Consider the following 18,605-nt stretch of genomic DNA (forward strand, 5'->3'; position numbering starts at 1 on the left):
AATATGAAAGATAACATAAAGAAAGTACTATTATTAGGTTCAGGAGCCCTGAAAATCGGTGAAGCAGGTGAATTCGACTACTCCGGCTCACAGGCCCTGAAAGCCCTGAAGGAAGAAGGTATCGAAACCATTCTGATTAACCCGAACATTGCCACCGTGCAGACCTCGGAAGGTGTGGCCGACAAAATTTACTTCCTGCCCGTCACTCCTTATTTCGTAGAGAAAGTCATCGCCAAGGAACGTCCCGACGGTGTGCTGCTGTCGTTCGGTGGACAGACAGCCTTAAACTGCGGTGTAGCTCTTTACAAGGCAGGCGTATTCGAAAAGTACAATGCCCGCGTACTCGGTACTCCGGTACAGGCCATCATGGATACGGAAGACCGTGAGCTGTTCGTACAGAAACTGGACGAAATCCATGTAAAGACCATCAAGAGTGAAGCGGTAGAAAATATCGAAGATGCCCGCCGTGCTGCTAAGGAACTGGGCTATCCGGTCATCATCCGTGCAGCATACGCACTGGGAGGTCTGGGTTCCGGCTTCTGCGACAACGAAGAAGAACTGAACGTGCTGGCCGAAAAAGCCTTCTCTTTCTCTCCGCAGGTCTTGGTAGAAAAGAGCTTGAAAGGCTGGAAGGAGGTAGAATATGAAGTAGTGCGCGACCGCTTCGACAACTGTATCACGGTCTGCAACATGGAAAACTTCGACCCACTGGGTATCCACACCGGTGAAAGTATCGTTATCGCACCTTCACAGACACTGACCAACAGCGAATACCACAAACTTCGTGAACTGGCCATCCGCATCATCCGCCACATCGGTATCGTGGGTGAATGTAACGTACAGTATGCCTTCGACCCGGAATCGGAAGACTACCGCGTGATTGAGGTAAACGCCCGTCTGAGCCGTTCTTCTGCCCTGGCATCTAAAGCAACCGGTTATCCGCTGGCTTTCGTCGCTGCCAAGCTGGGTCTGGGTTACGGATTATTCGACCTGAAGAACTCTGTCACTAAGACTACTTCTGCCTTCTTTGAACCGGCATTGGACTACGTGGTATGTAAGATTCCTCGCTGGGACTTGGGTAAGTTCCACGGCGTAGACCGCGAGCTGGGTTCCAGCATGAAGTCAGTAGGTGAAGTCATGGCCATCGGACGTACTTTTGAAGAAGCCATCCAGAAAGGTCTGCGTATGATTGGTCAGGGCATGCACGGTTTCGTGGAAAACAAGGAACTCCAGATTGCCGATGTAGACAAGGCCCTGCGCGAACCGACCGATAAGCGTATCTTCGTCATCTCAAAAGCCATGCGCGCCGGCTACACCGTAGACCAGATTCACGACCTTACCAAGATTGACAAATGGTTCCTCGACAAGCTGATGAACATCATGCAGACTTCCAAAGAGCTGCACGAGTGGGGCAACAACCACAAACTGCTGTCACAGCTTCCGAACGAACTTCTTTATAAAGCAAAACGTCAAGGATTCTCCGACTTCCAGGTGGCACGCGCCATCGGTTACGAAGGCGACATGGAAGATGCCATCCTCGATATCCGCAAGCACCGTAAGAGCGTAGGTATCGTTCCGGTAGTGAAACAAATCGATACACTGGCCGCTGAATATCCGGCACAGACCAACTACCTGTATCTGACCTACAGCGGTGTGGCCAACGATGTACACTACCTGGGTGACCACAAGAGTATCGTCGTACTCGGTTCAGGTGCCTACCGTATCGGTTCATCCGTAGAATTCGACTGGTGCGGCGTTCAGGCCCTGAACACCATCCGCAAGGAAGGCTATCGTTCCGTCATGATTAACTACAACCCGGAAACCGTATCTACCGACTACGATATGTGCGACCGTCTGTACTTCGACGAACTGACCTTCGAACGTGTAATGGATATCCTCGACCTGGAAAACCCGCACGGTGTGATTGTATCTACCGGCGGACAGATTCCAAACAATCTGGCTCTCCGTCTGGATGCACAGCACATCCACATCCTGGGCACCTCTGCCAAGAGCATCGACAACGCAGAAGACCGCGACAAGTTCTCGGCTATGCTTGACCGCATCGGCGTAGACCAGCCGGAATGGAGCGCACTGACTTCCATGGAAGACATCAACGCCTTCATCCAGAAAGTTGGCTTCCCGGTTCTGGTTCGTCCGTCATACGTACTCTCCGGTGCTGCCATGAACGTATGCTCCAACCAGGAAGAACTGGAACGCTTCCTGCAGCTGGCCGCCAACGTATCCAAGAAGCATCCGGTAGTAGTCAGCCAGTTCATCGAACATGCCAAGGAAGTAGAGATGGATGCCGTGGCACAGAACGGTGAAATCGTTGCCTACGCCATCAGTGAACACATCGAGTTTGCCGGAGTTCACTCAGGTGACGCCACTATCCAGTTCCCGCCGCAGAAACTGTACGTAGAAACCGTACGCCGCATCAAGCGCATCAGCCGTCAGATTGCGAAAGAACTGAACATCTCCGGTCCGTTCAACATCCAGTTCCTTGCCCGCGAAAATGACATCAAGGTGATTGAATGTAACCTGCGTGCCAGCCGTTCGTTCCCGTTTGTCAGCAAGGTATTGAAAATCAACTTCATCGAACTGGCTACGAAAGTCATGCTGGGATTGCCGGTAGAAAAGCCGGAAAAGAACCTCTTCGAACTCGACTATGTAGGTATCAAGGCCAGTCAGTTCTCCTTCAACCGTTTGCAGAAAGCCGACCCGGTACTGGGTGTCGACATGGCTTCTACCGGTGAAGTAGGCTGTATCGGTGAAGACACTTCATGTGCCGTACTGAAATCCATGCTTTCTGTAGGCTACCGCATTCCGGAAAAGAACATCCTGATGTCTACCGGCACACCGAAGCAGAAAGTGGAAATGCTGAAAGCTGCCCATGAATTGAAGGACAAAGGCTACAACATCTTCGCTACAGGTGGTACTTCCAAGTTCCTGACTGAAAACGGCATTGAGAACACCCGCGTATTCTGGCCGAGCGAAGAAGGCAAACCGCAGGCACTGGAAATGTTACACAAGAAGGAAATTGACATGGTAGTCAACATTCCGCGTGATTTGAGCGCCGGCGAGCTGGACAACGGTTACAAAATCCGCCGTGCTGCCATCGACCTGAACATTCCGTTGATTACGAATGCTCGTCTGGCAAGCGCCTTCATCCATGCCTTCTGCACGATGAGCATCGACGACATTGCAATCAAGAGCTGGGACGAATATAAATAATCCGTACAGCCGAAGATATAGATAAAATTATCCCCTCCCGAACTCTCCGTTATGAATGAGTTTGGGAGGGGATTTTTTATCTATCATCCGACGCAAATTAACTTGCTATGAAAAAATATATGATTACATTTGCGTAAAAATATTTTTTATGCCGGAACACCTTAAACTACCTTTGTGTTTGCGGCTTCACAAGAATACAGATAATATTATAATTCAGTAAACTTAAACAATATGAAGAATAATATAATTGGATTTGTGACCTACCTTTTGGCTACCATTTTGTTTTCTCCGTCAGTAGGTGTCATCTTACTCGCAATGAAAGAAAATTCAGACAGATGCCACTATTATGGAGGAAAATGGAATATGACCGATATAGTCCTCGGACTGGTGGCAATCATTATTGGAGTGGCTATAAGATACTTTTTTGATTTTAAAATCAATCTATAGGTATAACTTTTGAATTTACGCATGTTTTTATCAATAGTCCTTCCCCGATAATAAATCTTATAGTATTGTAAGAAAACTCCACGTGGGAGGACTTTATTGCATTCCATAAAGCATAATAAACGATGTACCCACAAATGACACGTAGCTTCGTATCATGGCCTTTTGGGTTGGTAAAACACCAGAAGAGTAGATAGCTTTACAATGTATATGCTTATTAAGTCCATATCTTTTCCATACAACAATAACAGTCATGAAAGCAGTTGAAGTAATTGTAGAAAACGCAGGCAGCAACTTGAGTGCCTACATCGAAGGAGTTCCCATTATCACAGTAGGCAATGACCTGAAAGCAATTGAAAAACACATGACAGAAGCCATTGATCTATATCTAAAAGAAAGCCCAAATCCTTGCGAAATACTCAAGGGAGAATTTACACTGAGATTCAAAACAGAAACGGCATAAAAAAGCCCACCGATAAAGGACGATGGGCAAGAGCCTAAATGTTTTCACAACGGAATAATCCTTATTGTGATTTGCTTCATTTTAGTATTACAAAGCTAGGAAGAAAAAACGGGAGAAACAAACATTTCTCATAAAAAGTTAGTAGCTTTGAAAAACAACCCAATAAACCAAAGTTATGAAGCACATTTTAGGATTAGATTTAGGAACCAACAGCATAGGATGGGCAGTTATTAATGCCACAACTGATGAAAACACTCAAAAAGAACAACTCATAGGAATCAACGCGGCAGGCAGCAGAATTATTCCTATGGATGCCGCCCAATTAGGAGATTTCAATAAAGGAAATACCGTTTCACAAACAGCTAACCGCACACAATACCGCAATACCCGACGATTATATGAACGGAAAAAGCTTCGCCGGGAAAGACTACACCGCGTATTGCAACTATTAGGGTTCCTCCCACCCCTTTACGCTGCTCAATTAGACCGATATGGAAAATTTATAGCTAATTCAGAGCCAAAGCTAGCTTGGGAAAAAGGAGCAAACCATTTACCACACTTTATCTTTCAAAAATCTTTTCAAGAAATGCTGAAAGACTTTTCACAAAAAGATGGAAGTGCTAAAAAGGTACCTTACGACTGGACTTTATTCTACCTACGCAAAAAAGCCCTTACACAAAAAATAGAGAAAGAAGAACTGGCTTGGATTCTTCTAAATTTCAACCAAAAAAGAGGATACTACCAACTACGGGAAGAAGAAGCCGAAAAGCCCGCACCTAAGACAAGGCAATATTTTGACAATCAAATTATAACAGAAATCGTTGATACTGGAGAAATTTATAAAGGATTAAAAATCTTTATCCTCACTTTAGCAAATGGAGAAAAAGGTAAATGGTTTGGGAAAAACATGCCCGACTGGAAAGGGCAAAAGAAAGATATCATAGTAAGCATAGATTTGGATAAAAATGGAAATGACAAATGTGATGAAAATGGAGAGCTCACCCGCCGTTTTAAAATTCCCACTGAGAAGGAATGGGAAGAACAATGGGGACTTGTCAAAGCTAAAACCGAAAAAGAGCTGAACGTTTCAGGAAAGAAAGTTGGTACTTATATTTACGATACATTATTACAAGCACCCGACCAAAAAATTCGAGGAAAACTGATTCGCACCATCGAACGTAAGTATTACAAGGAAGAACTCTATCAAATACTAACGACACAAGAAAAGTTCCACCCCGAACTACAGGACAAAAACTTGTTGCAAGCCTGCATTGAAGAGTTGTATCCCAGCAACGAAGCACATCGCAATACAATTTCTAAATATAGTATGTCCAAATTGCTCGTTGAGGATGTCATATTCTATCAACGTCCACTGAAAAGCAAGAAATCACTCATCAGCGACTGCCCGTATGAGGAGCATACTTATGTAGATAAGGAAACCGGAGAAATCCATACCGTCCCGGTGAAATGTATTGCCAAATCTCATCCCCTCTTCCAGGAATTCCGTCTTTGGCAGTTCCTGTCCAATTTGAGAATCTATCAAAAAGAAGGGACCCTCAATGGAAAGTTCACCACAGACATAGATGTAACTAATGAATTTCTGAAAAATGCAGACGATTATGTGAATCTTTTTGATTGGCTCAACCAAAAGAAAGAAATCAAACAAGATGCGTTTCTCAAATATCCAGCATTTGGATTAAAGAAAAATGTGGCAAACTATCGCTGGAATTACGTGGAAGATAAAACATATCCCTGCAATGAGACACATTCCAGAATACTATTCTATTGGGGAAAAGCAGGTATAGACCAATCGCTTCTGACTACCGATATGGAAGAAAAACTTTGGCATATTTTATATTCCATTTCAGATAAAGAAGAACTCCGGCAAGCATTGCTACATTTTGCTGATAAAAACAAGTTGGGAAATAAGTTTGCAGATGTTTTCCAACAAATACCACCATTCAAAAAAGACTATGGCTCCTATTCTGCCAAAGCCCTCAAAAAACTGCTTCCTCTCATGCGAATGGGAAAATACTGGCATCCAGAATCAATAGATAACGCAACCCTCACCCGCATCCATCAAATTCTGAACGGAGAAATGGACGAAGCAACCGCACACAGAATAAAAGAAAAGACTATCCATTTAGATAGCCTCTCTTCATTCCAGGGACTACCTTCATGGTTAGCATGCTATATTGTATATAACCGACACTCTGAAATAAAAGACATTACGAAATGGCAGCAACCTTCAGATATTGATGCTTACTTACAATCATTCAAGCAACATTCACTGCATAATCCTATCGTGGAGCAGATTATAATGGAAACTTTACGTACTGTACGCGATATATGGAAACAAATAGGCCATATCGATGAAATTCATGTCGAATTGGGACGTGAAATGAAGAATCCTGCGGAAAAACGCAAAAGACTCACCCAACAAATACAAGAAAACGAAAATACCAATCTGCGTATCAAGACACTTCTCACTGAGTTTGCAAAGCCGGAATTTGAAATCGAGAATGTACGTCCCCACTCTCCCAATCAACAGGATTTATTACGCATATATGAAGAAGAAGTCTTACACGAAGAAGCTAAAAATATGCCGGAAGATATAGCCACTATCCTGAAAAAGTTTAATGAAACTGATGCAAAAAAACGCCCCTCTACTTCTGATGTATTACGCTACAAATGCTGGCTGGAACAGAAATATCGCTCACCTTATACGGGAGCCATGATTCCATTGGGAAAACTGTTTACTCCTGCCTACGAAATTGAACATATTATCCCACAATCTCGCTACTTTGATGATTCATTCACAAACAAAGTTATTTGTGAAGCAGAGGTCAACAAGCTCAAAGGAAATATGCTAGGCTATGAGTTCATAAAGAACAACTCAGGGAAAATAGTTGAATTAGGCTTCGGACAAAAAGTAAAAATACAAACCGTAGAAGCCTATGAATTGTTTGTAAAAGAACACTACTCATACAACCCGGTCAAGATGAAGAAACTGTTGATGGAAGATATTCCTGAACAGTTTATCCAACGGCAGTTAAACGACAGTCGTTACATCAGCAAGTTTATCAAATCATTATTGTCGAATATTGTTCGTGAAGAAGAATCTGAGGCCACTTCCAAAAATATCATTGTTTGTACCGGGGGTGTTACCGACCGTCTGAAAAAAGACTGGGGAATTAATGATATATGGAATAAAATTATTCTACCTCGTTTCTTGCGGTTAAATGAAATTACAAACAGCGACCACTTCACCACAACCAATACTAACAATAAGATAATCCCCACCATGCCCTTAGCATTACAAAAGGGATTCAACAAAAAACGTATTGACCATCGTCATCACGCCATGGATGCCATTGTCATAGCCTGTGCCAATCGGAATATAGTCAATTATCTGAACAATGAATCAGCCAGCAAAAATGCAAAAATCTCACGTTTGGACTTGCGTCAGATTTTATGTAAAAAGACAAAAACCGATGCTTCAGGGAATTATCAATGGATAATAAACAAACCATGGGAAACATTTACCCAAGATGTTTATGCAACTCTGGCGAATATTATTGTCAGTTTCAAGCAAAATTTACGTATCATCAATAAAACGACTAATCACTATTTCCGCTATCAAAATGGGAAAAAGGTACAATGTGCGCAAGAAACAGGAGATAGCTGGGCTATCCGTAAACCCATGCACAAAGAGACTGTATATGGAGAGATTAATTTACGCAAAATAACCACCGTCTCTCTAAAAGCCGCGCTAGAAAATCCACAAAGGATTGTAGAAAAAGATTTAAAGAAAAGAATAAAAGAATTATTGCAACAAGGATTTAACGAAAAGCAAATAAAAAAATATTTTGAGGAAAATAAAGATACTTGGCAGGATGTAAACCTGAAGAAAATCCAATTCTATTCTTTCACAAAAGAGGGAAAAGAACGTTTCTTTGCAAGCCGCGAATCCCTAGATACAAGTTTCAATAACAAGAAAATTGAAGAAAAAGTTGCGGATACAGGAATACAACAAATTCTATTACATCATCTAGAGCAAAATAATAACGATCCAAACCAAGCATTTTCCCCTGAAGGCATTGAATGGATGAACAAAAACATTATATCCTTAAATAATGGCAAATGGCATCAACCAATATATAAAGTGCGGACATACGAACAAGCTGAAAAGTTTACAGTAGGACAAACGGGTAACAAATCAGAAAAGTTCGTAGAAGCTGCTAAAGGTACAAACTTATTTTTTGCCATATACGAAACAGAGCACAAACGCAGTTTCGCCTCTGTTTCATTAAATGTGGTCATTGAACGGCTGAAAAAAGGATTGTCACCGGCACCTGAAGACAGTAAAGGAAATCTGCCTAAATATGTTTTGTCTCCTAATGATTTAGTATATGTTCCAACTCAAGAGGAAATAAAATGTGGGCACATCAATCAACCAATACAAAAAGACAGGATTTACAAGATGGTAAGTTGTACAGAGGGGGAATGTCATTTCATACCATACTTTGTAGCAAATCCCATAATTCAGACTATTGAACTCGGGAGTAATAACAAAGCACAAAAATCTTGGCAAAATGAAATGATAAAAGAAATATGCATTCCCATTAAAATAGACAGGCTAGGAAATATAACTTCATCAATTAGCTTATGATAAAAAAAACATTGTATTTTGGAAATCCGGCATACCTATCCTTACGAAATGCCCAACTTGTCATAAAATTACCGGAAGTGGAGAAAAACGCTTCACTTCCGGAAACCATGAAGCGCCAATCTGAAATCACACGACCGATTGAAGATATAGGAGTAGTGGTATTGGACAATAAACAAATCACAATCACTTCTGGAGCTATTGAAGCCCTACTCGAAAACAATTGTGCCCTTATCACCTGTGATAGCAAGAGTATGCCCGTAGGGTTAATGCTTCCCCTCTATGGGAATACTACTCAAAACGAACGCTTCCGAAAGCAACTGGATGCTTCTCTTCCTTTAAAGAAACAGCTATGGCAACAAACCATCCAATCCAAAATTAATAACCAGGCAGCTGTCCTAACCTCATGCATAAAAGAAGACATCAAATGCATGCGAATATGGGCTAATGATGTCCGTAGTGGAGACCCAGATAACCTTGAAGCCCGGGCCGCAGCCTTTTACTGGAAAACACTGTTTCACGACATTAAAGAATTTACAAGAGAACGGGAAGGCCTTCCTCCCAATAATCTTTTGAACTATGGTTATGCCATTCTCCGTGCAGTGATTGCACGAAGTCTTGTAACAAGTGGTTTATTGCCTACATTAGGGATTCACCATCATAACCGATATAACGCCTATTGCTTAGCTGATGACATCATGGAACCCTATCGACCGTTTGTAGACCAGATTGTCTATACCTTATACGCTAAAAATACTCTGGAACTTACTAAAGAAGCAAAAGCGACCTTATTATCTATCCCCACCATAGAGGTCAGAATCAACGGGAAAAGAAGTCCTTTAATGGTAGCAGCAGGTCAGACTACAGCTTCTTTATACAAATGTTTTTCTGGAGAAATACGTAAAATCATCTATCCAGAATTATAATGGACCGTTTCAGTGAATACAGAGTTATGTGGATTCTAGTTCTTTTTGATTTACCAACCGAAACAAAGAAAGATAAAAAAGCCTATACAGACTTTCGCAAGAATCTACAAAAAGATGGATTCACCATGTTTCAATTTTCCATCTATGTACGTCACTGCGCCAGTAGTGAAAATGCAGCCGTTCATATAAAAAGAGTTAAATCTTTCCTTCCAGAACATGGACAAGTAGGAATCCTATGCATTACAGACAAACAATTTGGTGAAATCGAACTCTTTTATGGGAAAAAAGCCAGTGGGGTAAAAACGCCAGGTCAACAATTAGAACTCTTTTAAAATAATAAATCCCATATTGAATATGGGATTTATTATTTGAGAAACAACAAATTCTTTTTTCTAAAACTCATCCTAAACCACTGATAAACAGCGAATAACTACAATCGTGTTGTCTCCAATGATTCAAAGATACTAAAATGAAAGCAAATCACAACTTTTGATAAGGGTAGCAAAGTCGGTAAATGTTGTCTCCAATGATTCAAAGATACTAAAATGAAAGCAAATCACAACGCGGGGGATGGACTTGTATCTGCTGTTATGTTGTCTCCAATGATTCAAAGATACTAAAATGAAAGCAAATCACAACTGCAGATAATCTATCTAATACGGTGAGCTAGTTGTCTCCAATGATTCAAAGATACTAAAATGAAAGCAAATCACAACAGCTGTCGATGACCGGGAAACTGGATGAATGTTGTCTCCAATGATTCAAAGATACTAAAATGAAAGCAAATCACAACAAGTTCCATCGAACGCCACGCGTCTTTCAGTTGTCTCCAATGATTCAAAGATACTAAAATGAAAGCAAATCACAACTCAGTTTTAATGATTCATCTGTAAATTCTGTTGTCTCCAATGATTCAAAGATACTAAAATGAAAGCAAATCACAACACTTAAATGCTTTCATATCGTATTTGGGTGTTGTCTCCAATGATTCAAAGATACTAAAATGAAAGCAAATCACAACAACAGTTAATGAGAAAAGCTCTTCTATTGGTTGTCTCCAATGATTCAAAGATACTAAAATGAAAGCAAATCACAACAGTCTGCAATAGCACAGATAAACACTCCGGTTGTCTCCAATGATTCAAAGATACTAAAATGAAAGCAAATCACAACGGGCCAGTTGCTTTTCCCGTTCTTGTCTAGTTGTCTCCAATGATTCAAAGATACTAAAATGAAAGCAAATCACAACCGGAAGGACAAGTAACTACTATCAATATAGGTTGTCTCCAATGATTCAAAGATACTAAAATGGAAACAAAAAATCTACATAAATCTAGGGCTACGTTCCTCTTTCCTCACAAAAACCGCACAAAAAAAGGCCGCCATTCCCCAAAGGGAAATGACAGCCTTTCGTAATCAAAATCTAAAACTAATCAACAAGCGGGAAGACAAAGCCCTTGCCGCCATTATCATCAAACTTGGCTCCGGTAGAAAGAGGCAAATGCTTGGCATTGTTGCTCCAGTCCCAAAGCTTGGTCTCGTCGTCTGTAATTTCGCCAGTGTCCTTATCACGCTTCTTGCCGTTCAACGGATAATACAACACCAGATTCTCGTCACTTCCGTCTACCATCTTCCACATGAACTGCTTCAGCTGCTGCGGTGTGCGGGCCGTCTTCCAGAAACGTATCTCACGCACCAGCTCATTGGCACCGCCAATCCAGAAACCGACCAGACCGTAAGGACCTGTCCGGATTTCACGCTCTGCCACCAGCTCTCCGTTCACATATACATAGTTCTTCTTTCCGTCGTACACGAATGAAAGCATGTACCATGTGTCGGGCTGTGCCGTAAACACATCGGCAGGCACGTCAATCTGAGAGTTACCAGTCTTTATCTGCAACTGGTTCGGACGGATGGTCACGTCGCCGAAACGAGGATAAATCTCATCGAGAGCTCCGGAACCGGATACCAGCTTGGTTCCACAGATAGAACGGTTGTTCAGATTATAAGCACTACGGTTCACCATCACTTCCATGGTCCACTGGTCTACCTTGAAATCGTCCGGGAACATCTTTCCATCCTCGCTACCATAACCTTTCATGCGCAGGCATTTGGTATTGATACGCTGCTCCAGCACAATCAGCGACTCAGCCTCTCCGGAGATGACCGGCACCGTACCGCCACTCAGTTTCACGGGCAACGCATAGCTTCCTTGCAAGGAGAACTTCACATTTTTCAGCTTCACAGGCAAGAACTGGGAAGTCTGCTTCGAATCGAACACGACTTCCTTGCTCACCTCATACATTTCAGGGGGAAGCATCAGGTAAGTGGTACCGTGCTTCTTGTTATATGCTTCCAGCTGTGAGGCGTTACCGGCTTCCACCGACACCGTTCTGGATGTCTGTTCCTGCTGTACCAAAGCTACGGTGATGGACTTCACATCGACTTCCTGTCCTTCTTCCACAAAGACCTGCGACGATTCTCCGCCTTTGATATAGGCTCCCTGCGATGCCTGGTATTCACTGGCCGCATCTTTATATAATTCATTCTGACAGGAGCTGACCAGCAGACTGCCGGCCAAAACTCCAAAATACAATATTTTCTTCATAATTCAATTTTTATTCAAACTTACCCGGATAAACTACATTTCCCAAATACAAAGCTTCCTTCAGCCACTTATAAGGAGGATCATTGGCAAAATCATATTCCATGTGGTAGGTACCGATTCCTCCGATACGCTTTCCGCCAGGGAGGTCGAGGGTAGCATAATCGAATATCTGACGGCCTTCCGGATAGGCATTGATTTCCGGACGGATACTCGTATAACCTGATACTCCACCGGTCCGCCAGCCTTGTTCAAACTCCACGGTAATGATGGTCTTACGTTCCCAGTCCTCCAAATGTGTCTGCCGTATTTTGCTTATCACATATTCCGTACGAGATTCCCAATATGCTTGGTAAATATAGTGATCGATATACTTGGAAGCTTCCGTAGAAAGTTTCTCCGGCTGCCCGTCCATCACCAGCAATCTTCCGGCAGGACGCAAACGGTCAGAAAGAGTCTTGATGAACACAAACATCTGGGTATTCCCAGACTTCTCAGAAATCCGATCTGAATTAGCCATCGTACCACGATGCCCATAATTAGGTTCATAGTCAATGTCGAAACCGTCCAGGTTATACTTCTCGATAGTGTCGCAAATGGCATTGGCGTATGCTTTCACACCTTCCATAAAGTTACCTTTTCCTTTTTCCTGAACCCAATACTGCTGAGGATCCTTTCCCGGAGGAGTCATCTGGTCGCCCAGACTTTGCACAATCCAGCACAAAAGAACTTTTCCACCTTTCACTTCCTGGAAGAACTTCAGGTCTTTCTTCTGTTCTTCAGAAAGATTGCCACGGGTTCCCCACAGGGACACAAAGTCCACACTGTCGGGCAGCATTTTCAGATAGTTCTGTGCATTGCTGCCTCTTCCGGTCCAGTTTCCGAACCATCCGAATCCTTTCACGTGAGGGGTCTTGCGATATTCCCGGAGTTTGGCAAAATATTCCCGCATGGTAGGTGTCAGGTCGGCTTCCGATTCTGCCTCCAGAAGCGGTATGTATTTTTCCAGCCCCTGCTGGTTTTCGAATACTTCTCTTTCAGGTATATTCCAATCGGAGCAACCCACGAACCCTGCCACTACCAGCAAGGCTCCGATATATTTCATGATACTTTTCATCTCTTAGTCTGTTTAAACATTTTAGCAGATTAATCTTTATTTCGGTTGTTTAGGACGGTTGTCGCGCACCCACCACAATTTGGTCGCTCCCTGGTCGTCTCCCCCCAGCAGGGTAGGCACTTCCGACATGTTGGGGTTCGTACCGTATTCTGCCGGAGCGAAACGGAAACGTTCGGGTGTCAGAGCATCTTCCGGTGCACCGATACTTGCATAGGCCTTGTCATGAGCCGGCTTGAGCAAATAAGGATAACCCGTGCGGCGGTATTCCGTCCATGCTTCTACGGCATTAGGATAAAGTGCCAGATACTTCTGTGTGATAATCTTCTGCAACTTCACCTCTTCCGTGTCTGCATCGTTCCATTTCGGAGATACATTGCCTGTGGAAAGCACACAAGCATATTGGTAATTATAAGGCAAAGTATAAGCTTTGACGTCCGACGGCAGCTGCGTGCCCTGCAAATAAGAAGTAACTCCGCTCACGCCGTTTTCTTCGAACGATTTGGTCACGCCTTCTTCGTACAGTTCTTTCGGATTGCCGGCCGTGAGCTGATAAAGTGCGGCTTCCGCTTTCAGGAAAGAAACCTCCGAGGCACGCAACCAGAATAATGGAGAGGCCGCACTCACCTTGGGCTTGGAAGCTCCCCCTTTGGCCCGGTCGTTCAGCGAATTGTTGTTCGTGGGAGGAAGGGCCACAAAACGGCTACCCGAAACCGTGGTGAAATTGACTGCCAGGCGAGGGTCTTTATATCCCTGCATGTAAGCCCAGATAGTGGCTCCCATACGACATTCTCCGTAATCTTCCACCGTAGGCAGCATAGAGTTCATCAGCGGCAGTTTGTCGGTGCTCTGAATCTTGGCTTCCTGTGCCATGTTCTCGATGACACCTCCATGTGAAGGGTCCAAGGCATACGCCACATATTCCTTTGCCAGTTCCATGTCCTTGAAGTGGACACGTACCGCCATACGCAGCATCAGTGAATTGGCCAGACGGGTCCAGTTCTGCGGATTACCGCCATAAATCACATCGTAAGCCGAAAGCACCTTCGTGGCTGTACCGCCCAACACCTGAGAGGCTTCCTTCAGGTCGGCCAGCATGGCCTTGTACACTTTATCCTGAGCGTCCAGCTTGGGGGCAATGTCACCGTTGCCGGCATTGGTATACACAATCGGTCCGAACACGTCGGTGGCACGGAGCCACCCCATCACCTTGACGATATTGGCCACGGCCTGCACTTCCTTGTCGGCCGGCTCTTCGGACTCCTTCGTATGCTTGTAAATATCGTTCCACGCACGGAACAGCTTCGAATAGAAGTTCTGGTAGGCGTAACTCATACGGCCATCCGTAAAATTCCAGGTCGACTCCGTGTTGAAGTTCCAGTTGTTGTTCATGCCCCAGTAGCCGATATAGTTTCCAGCCGACATGATATCCGTGTTGGCCAGGTCGTTACCCGGTCCGGTCGATTCCGTGGGAGAACCGATGGGAATCACCAGTTTCTGCATATCCAGGAAAGGGGCTCCATACAGCAGTCCGCCCTGTTTCATTTCTTCTTCTGTCACCCCGTAGATATTCGTATTGATCTTCTCATAGTTGCAAGAAGCCAGTGCCAATACAGATAATGCGGGTATCAAATATTTTCTTATCTTCATATTGTTTCGGTTTTTCTTGAGTTGTTAGAATCCAAATTTAAGGCTCACTCCATAAGTCCGCTGGCTGGGCAGCATAAAATAGTCATATCCCTGTCCGAACGTACCGGTCGAAGCCGTCAGTTCCGGGTCGAATGGAGCTTTGTTGTAAATCATCCAAAGGTTCGTGCCGTAAACGGAAAGGCTGACATTGTGGAACGAGGTGCCCTTGAACCAGGAATTGGGGAACGTATAGCCCAGACTGGCTTCCTGAAGACGGACATTCGTTGCCGAATACACATTGTAGGCATCCAGATTGACGATGGATTCGTAATAATCCTTTGGTCGTACCGGGACGTTGCCCACCATCACCTGTCCGGCATCACGGGCATCTGCCGAAGCCTTCGATACACCAAACTGGTCGAGCACGGCCTGTGTCTTCGAAATGACGATACCACCCAGACGGGCTGTCACCAGGAAGTTCAGGTTGAAGCCCTTGTAAGAGAAGCCGTTTCTCCAGCCCAGGTTCCACTTGGCGTTGACACTTCCCAGCTTGTAAGGCTCGGTCGATTCGGTGGTAATGGTCTGTCCCTCGTTATACACGATATAGCCGTCCTGGTCGCGTTTCAGGCGTTCTTCGGCATAGATGGTACCGATTTCTCCTCCTTCACGCAGGCGGAAACGTCCCACCTTGATGTCGCTCAGGTCAAGGGTTTCTCCGGTCACGGGATTCTTCACGTCCGAAGCCAGTTCGATAATCTTGTTGCGGTTGGCCGTGGCCGTCAGCGAGGTACTGTAAGAGAAGTCACCGAATGTCTGGTCGTAACCCAAGGTCAGCTCGATACCGCGGTTTTCTACGTTACCGGCCTGTACGAACATGTAGTCATAACCCGAAGTTTCCGACAGTTTGGCCTGCAACAGCTGGTCGTAGGTGTTCGACTTATACAAGGTCACTCCCAACGAAACAGTGTTGTTCAACCACTTGGAGTCGATACCGATTTCATACGAACGGGTTCTTTCGGGTTTCAGCTCCGGAAGCGGATAGTATTTGAACGGTTTGATAACCCCTCCTTCAATGGAGTGCGTAATCGTACCGGGAGTCAGTCCAGTATACGGAATCGGTGAACCTACTTCAGTATAAGAAGCGCGTACCTTCAGGAAGCCCAGCACCGGAGAAATGGACTGGCGCAGGTTGTCCGACAACAAGTCCGTCACAATGGCCGACAGACCGACTGACGGATAGAAAATCCATGGCGACTTGCTGTTGACCAGCTGCGAAGGTTTGTCGGCACGTCCAGTCAGGGTGAGGTACACTGCCGATTTCCAGGAGATTTCTGCCGAACCGAACACACCGATGTTCATCTTCCGGCTGTCTCCTCCCGTCTGTGAAGGCACTCCGGTAGAAGGGTCCACATTATCGTAAGCAAACTTGTTGGGGATGAGCAGCAGCTGTCCGCCGTAGCCTCTTCCCTTCGTATCGTATTCCTCATAAGAAGCACCCACGTTGACATTGGCAAAGAAATCGTTGGCAAAAGGCTTGGACAGATTGGCCATCACATCGGCATACTTCTGACGGAAGGTCTCATTGGAATAGATATAACGTCCCAAAGGCTTGGCAAACGTACCGTGAGTAGAAGCGTAACGCTTGTCTTCTCTTTCGGTATAGGTGTTGTCCAGACGACCGCGGGCAGTCACGTTCAAGTAATCCGTAATGTCGTACTTCAATGAAGCATAAAGCATGTAGCGGTCTTTCACCTCCGGACGGATATTACGGTAAGCTACCCAATAGGGATTCTGTACCGCCATACCGAAATCGCCCGGTGCCCACGACTGCACGTTGTAGCCCAACTCCGCATCGTAGCGTTCAAAATATTTCTCCTTGCTGAAATCCTCTCCGCGCGGATACAGATACGCACCCAGAATCGGATTGAAATAAGTACCGTAAGACAGCATGTTGTTGGCGTATTCACGCACATAGCTGGCAGACACGTCCATGGTCAGCTTGTCGTTGAAGAACTTGGTGGTGTTCCGCACCATGGCATTGTAACGATGGTATTTGTTGTTCGGCACAATGCCCTTCGCGTTGACCGCCGAGCCCGACACATAGGTCTGGTTTTTGTCGTTACCCACCGACAGGTTGAACGAGTTGGTAAAGGTGGTTCCTGTATTGAAGAAATCAGCCGGATTGTAAGAAGAAGGCACCGCCAGTTTCTCACCCCAGGAAGCGGCCTCTCCGCTTACATTGCCATACGTATTCTGGAACCTCGGCAGCACAAAGGCTTTCGAAAACTCTGCCGAAGAAGACACATTGACATTCACTTTGCCGGCGGCTCCTTTCTTGGTGGTAATCAGAATGACTCCATTGGCCGCACTGGCTCCGTAGAGGGCGGCAGCCGAAGGACCGGTCAGCACCGACAGGCTCTCAATGTCTTCAGGGTTGAAGCTGGCAATACCTTCACCCGAGGTACGTCCCGAGCCGAAACCTGTTCCGTCGCCCGAGCGGTCGGCCTGGTTGCCCATCGGCACACCGTCTATCACATACAACACGTTGTTGTCTCCGCTGATGGACTTGTTACCACGCATCACCACGCGCGTACCTCCACCTACTCCCGAAGCACTGCGCTGGATATTCACACCAGCCACCTTTCCGTTCAGGCTGTTCACGAAGTTAGCATCCTTTACCTTTGTCAGTACGTCGTTTTTCACTTCCTGCACGTTATAGCTCAGGGCTTTCTGGGAACGCTTGATACCCAAGGCAGTCACCACGACCTCATCCAGAAGTTCCGAATCTTCTTTCATCACCAGCACACCCAGTGCCTCCTTCGACGGGACTGTCAGACTCTTATAACCTACGTAGGAAATTTCCAAAGTGGAACCTTCTGTGACCGACAACGCGAAATTTCCGTCAATATCGGTAATCGTACCGTTGCTGGTCGCTTTTTCCAGCACGCTCACCCCCACCAGAGGTTCTCCATTCGCGTCTACAACGGTTCCACTGACTGTGATTTTGTTTGTTTGTGCCGTTACTTGCACGGAAGGCTCACCGGCCCCTCTCGGCAAACTGGCGTACGCTGCATTTCCTCCCTGACTAAGCAGCAACAGGAATAGCAGTTGAGTAGCTCTTTCTATTTTCATAGATGATTTAAGAATTGGTTGGACAATTAAATAGTTATCACATTTTTAGGGTTCACAACAGCCGTCAAGGCACATCATCTCCAGGCAGGACAATGTCGCATTGGCCAGCAGTCAAGAACCGGTTAAAATTCTAGTTTGTTTTTGTTGCAAAACGGGTGTGAAAAGTCTGTACAGGTACTTCCTTCTACTGCAGGAGCAGCATCAGTCCGCATCTGTCATCTTTGCACTCTTTCTCTACCTTTTTAAAATAATTTGGAATACAGGCTTATTCCAATATAGCCTTCGATATGATTTTTCTCAATAGTTTAGCTTAAGCTCGTCAGGTTTGTGTCTTCAAAAATAAAATTTCCAGTTTTATCGGGTTGCAAAGATATGCATTTTTTATAAACTAC

General features: G+C 44.8%; 8 protein-coding genes, 1 pseudogene and 1 CRISPR repeat array. Of the genes and pseudogenes, 5 read left to right on the plus strand and 4 right to left on the minus strand.

From position 1 onward, the window contains the following. Positions 1-3 precede the first annotated feature (3 nt). From carB to cas2, 5 genes and pseudogenes are all read left to right on the plus strand, one after another. Positions 4-3,231 (plus strand): carbamoyl-phosphate synthase (glutamine-hydrolyzing) large subunit, encoded by a 3,228-nt coding sequence (gene carB / locus OIM59_RS09225; protein ID WP_072542873.1) that lies wholly within the window; start codon positions 4-6, stop codon positions 3,229-3,231. A 697-nt stretch (positions 3,232-3,928) separates the two neighbouring features. Beyond that, a pseudogene (locus OIM59_RS09230) lies at positions 3,929-4,135 on the plus strand (antitoxin HicB); the annotation flags it as partial. A 178-nt stretch (positions 4,136-4,313) separates the two neighbouring features. Next, complete coding sequence (cas9, locus tag OIM59_RS09235; RefSeq protein ID WP_303896365.1) at positions 4,314-8,810, plus strand: type II CRISPR RNA-guided endonuclease Cas9; 4,497 nt, start codon at positions 4,314-4,316, stop codon at positions 8,808-8,810. After that, positions 8,807-9,733 carry a type II CRISPR-associated endonuclease Cas1 gene (gene cas1, locus OIM59_RS09240; RefSeq protein WP_072542876.1) on the plus strand — a complete coding sequence of 309 codons (927 nt, stop codon included), beginning with the start codon at positions 8,807-8,809 and terminating at the stop codon, positions 9,731-9,733. Before cas9 ends, cas1 begins: the two co-directional genes overlap by 4 nt. Next, on the plus strand, positions 9,733-10,065 hold the full coding sequence (gene cas2, locus OIM59_RS09245; protein WP_072542877.1) for a CRISPR-associated endonuclease Cas2: 333 nt from the start codon (positions 9,733-9,735) through the stop codon (positions 10,063-10,065). The genes cas1 and cas2 overlap by 1 nt, the downstream gene beginning before the upstream one ends. Before the next feature lie 108 nt (positions 10,066-10,173). Continuing rightward, positions 10,174-11,044: direct repeats of the CRISPR family, unit length 32 nt; unit sequence GTTGTCTCCAATGATTCAAAGATACTAAAATG. Positions 11,045-11,162: 118 nt separating this feature from the next. Here the strand turns inward: cas2 and OIM59_RS09250 are convergent. From OIM59_RS09250 to OIM59_RS09265, 4 genes are read right to left on the minus strand one after another with little or no spacing between them, the layout of a single operon-like run. After that, positions 11,163-12,341, minus strand: coding sequence for a BT_3987 domain-containing protein (locus tag OIM59_RS09250; RefSeq protein ID WP_299168863.1), 1,179 nt, complete (start codon positions 12,339-12,341; stop codon positions 11,163-11,165). Positions 12,342-12,351: 10 nt separating this feature from the next. Next, positions 12,352-13,455, minus strand: coding sequence for an endo-beta-N-acetylglucosaminidase family protein (locus tag OIM59_RS09255; protein WP_299168860.1), 1,104 nt, complete (start codon positions 13,453-13,455; stop codon positions 12,352-12,354). A 36-nt stretch (positions 13,456-13,491) separates the two neighbouring features. Continuing rightward, positions 13,492-15,102 (minus strand): SusD/RagB family nutrient-binding outer membrane lipoprotein, encoded by a 1,611-nt coding sequence (locus OIM59_RS09260; RefSeq protein ID WP_299168857.1) that lies wholly within the window; start codon positions 15,100-15,102, stop codon positions 13,492-13,494. Between the two features lie 24 nt (positions 15,103-15,126). Beyond that, positions 15,127-18,213, minus strand: a complete 3,087-nt coding sequence (locus tag OIM59_RS09265; protein WP_303896371.1) for a SusC/RagA family TonB-linked outer membrane protein — start codon at positions 18,211-18,213, stop codon at positions 15,127-15,129. Positions 18,214-18,605 lie beyond the last annotated feature (392 nt).

The organism is Bacteroides mediterraneensis, assembly GCF_025993685.1.
Taxonomy (GTDB): domain Bacteria; phylum Bacteroidota; class Bacteroidia; order Bacteroidales; family Bacteroidaceae; genus Phocaeicola; species Phocaeicola mediterraneensis_A.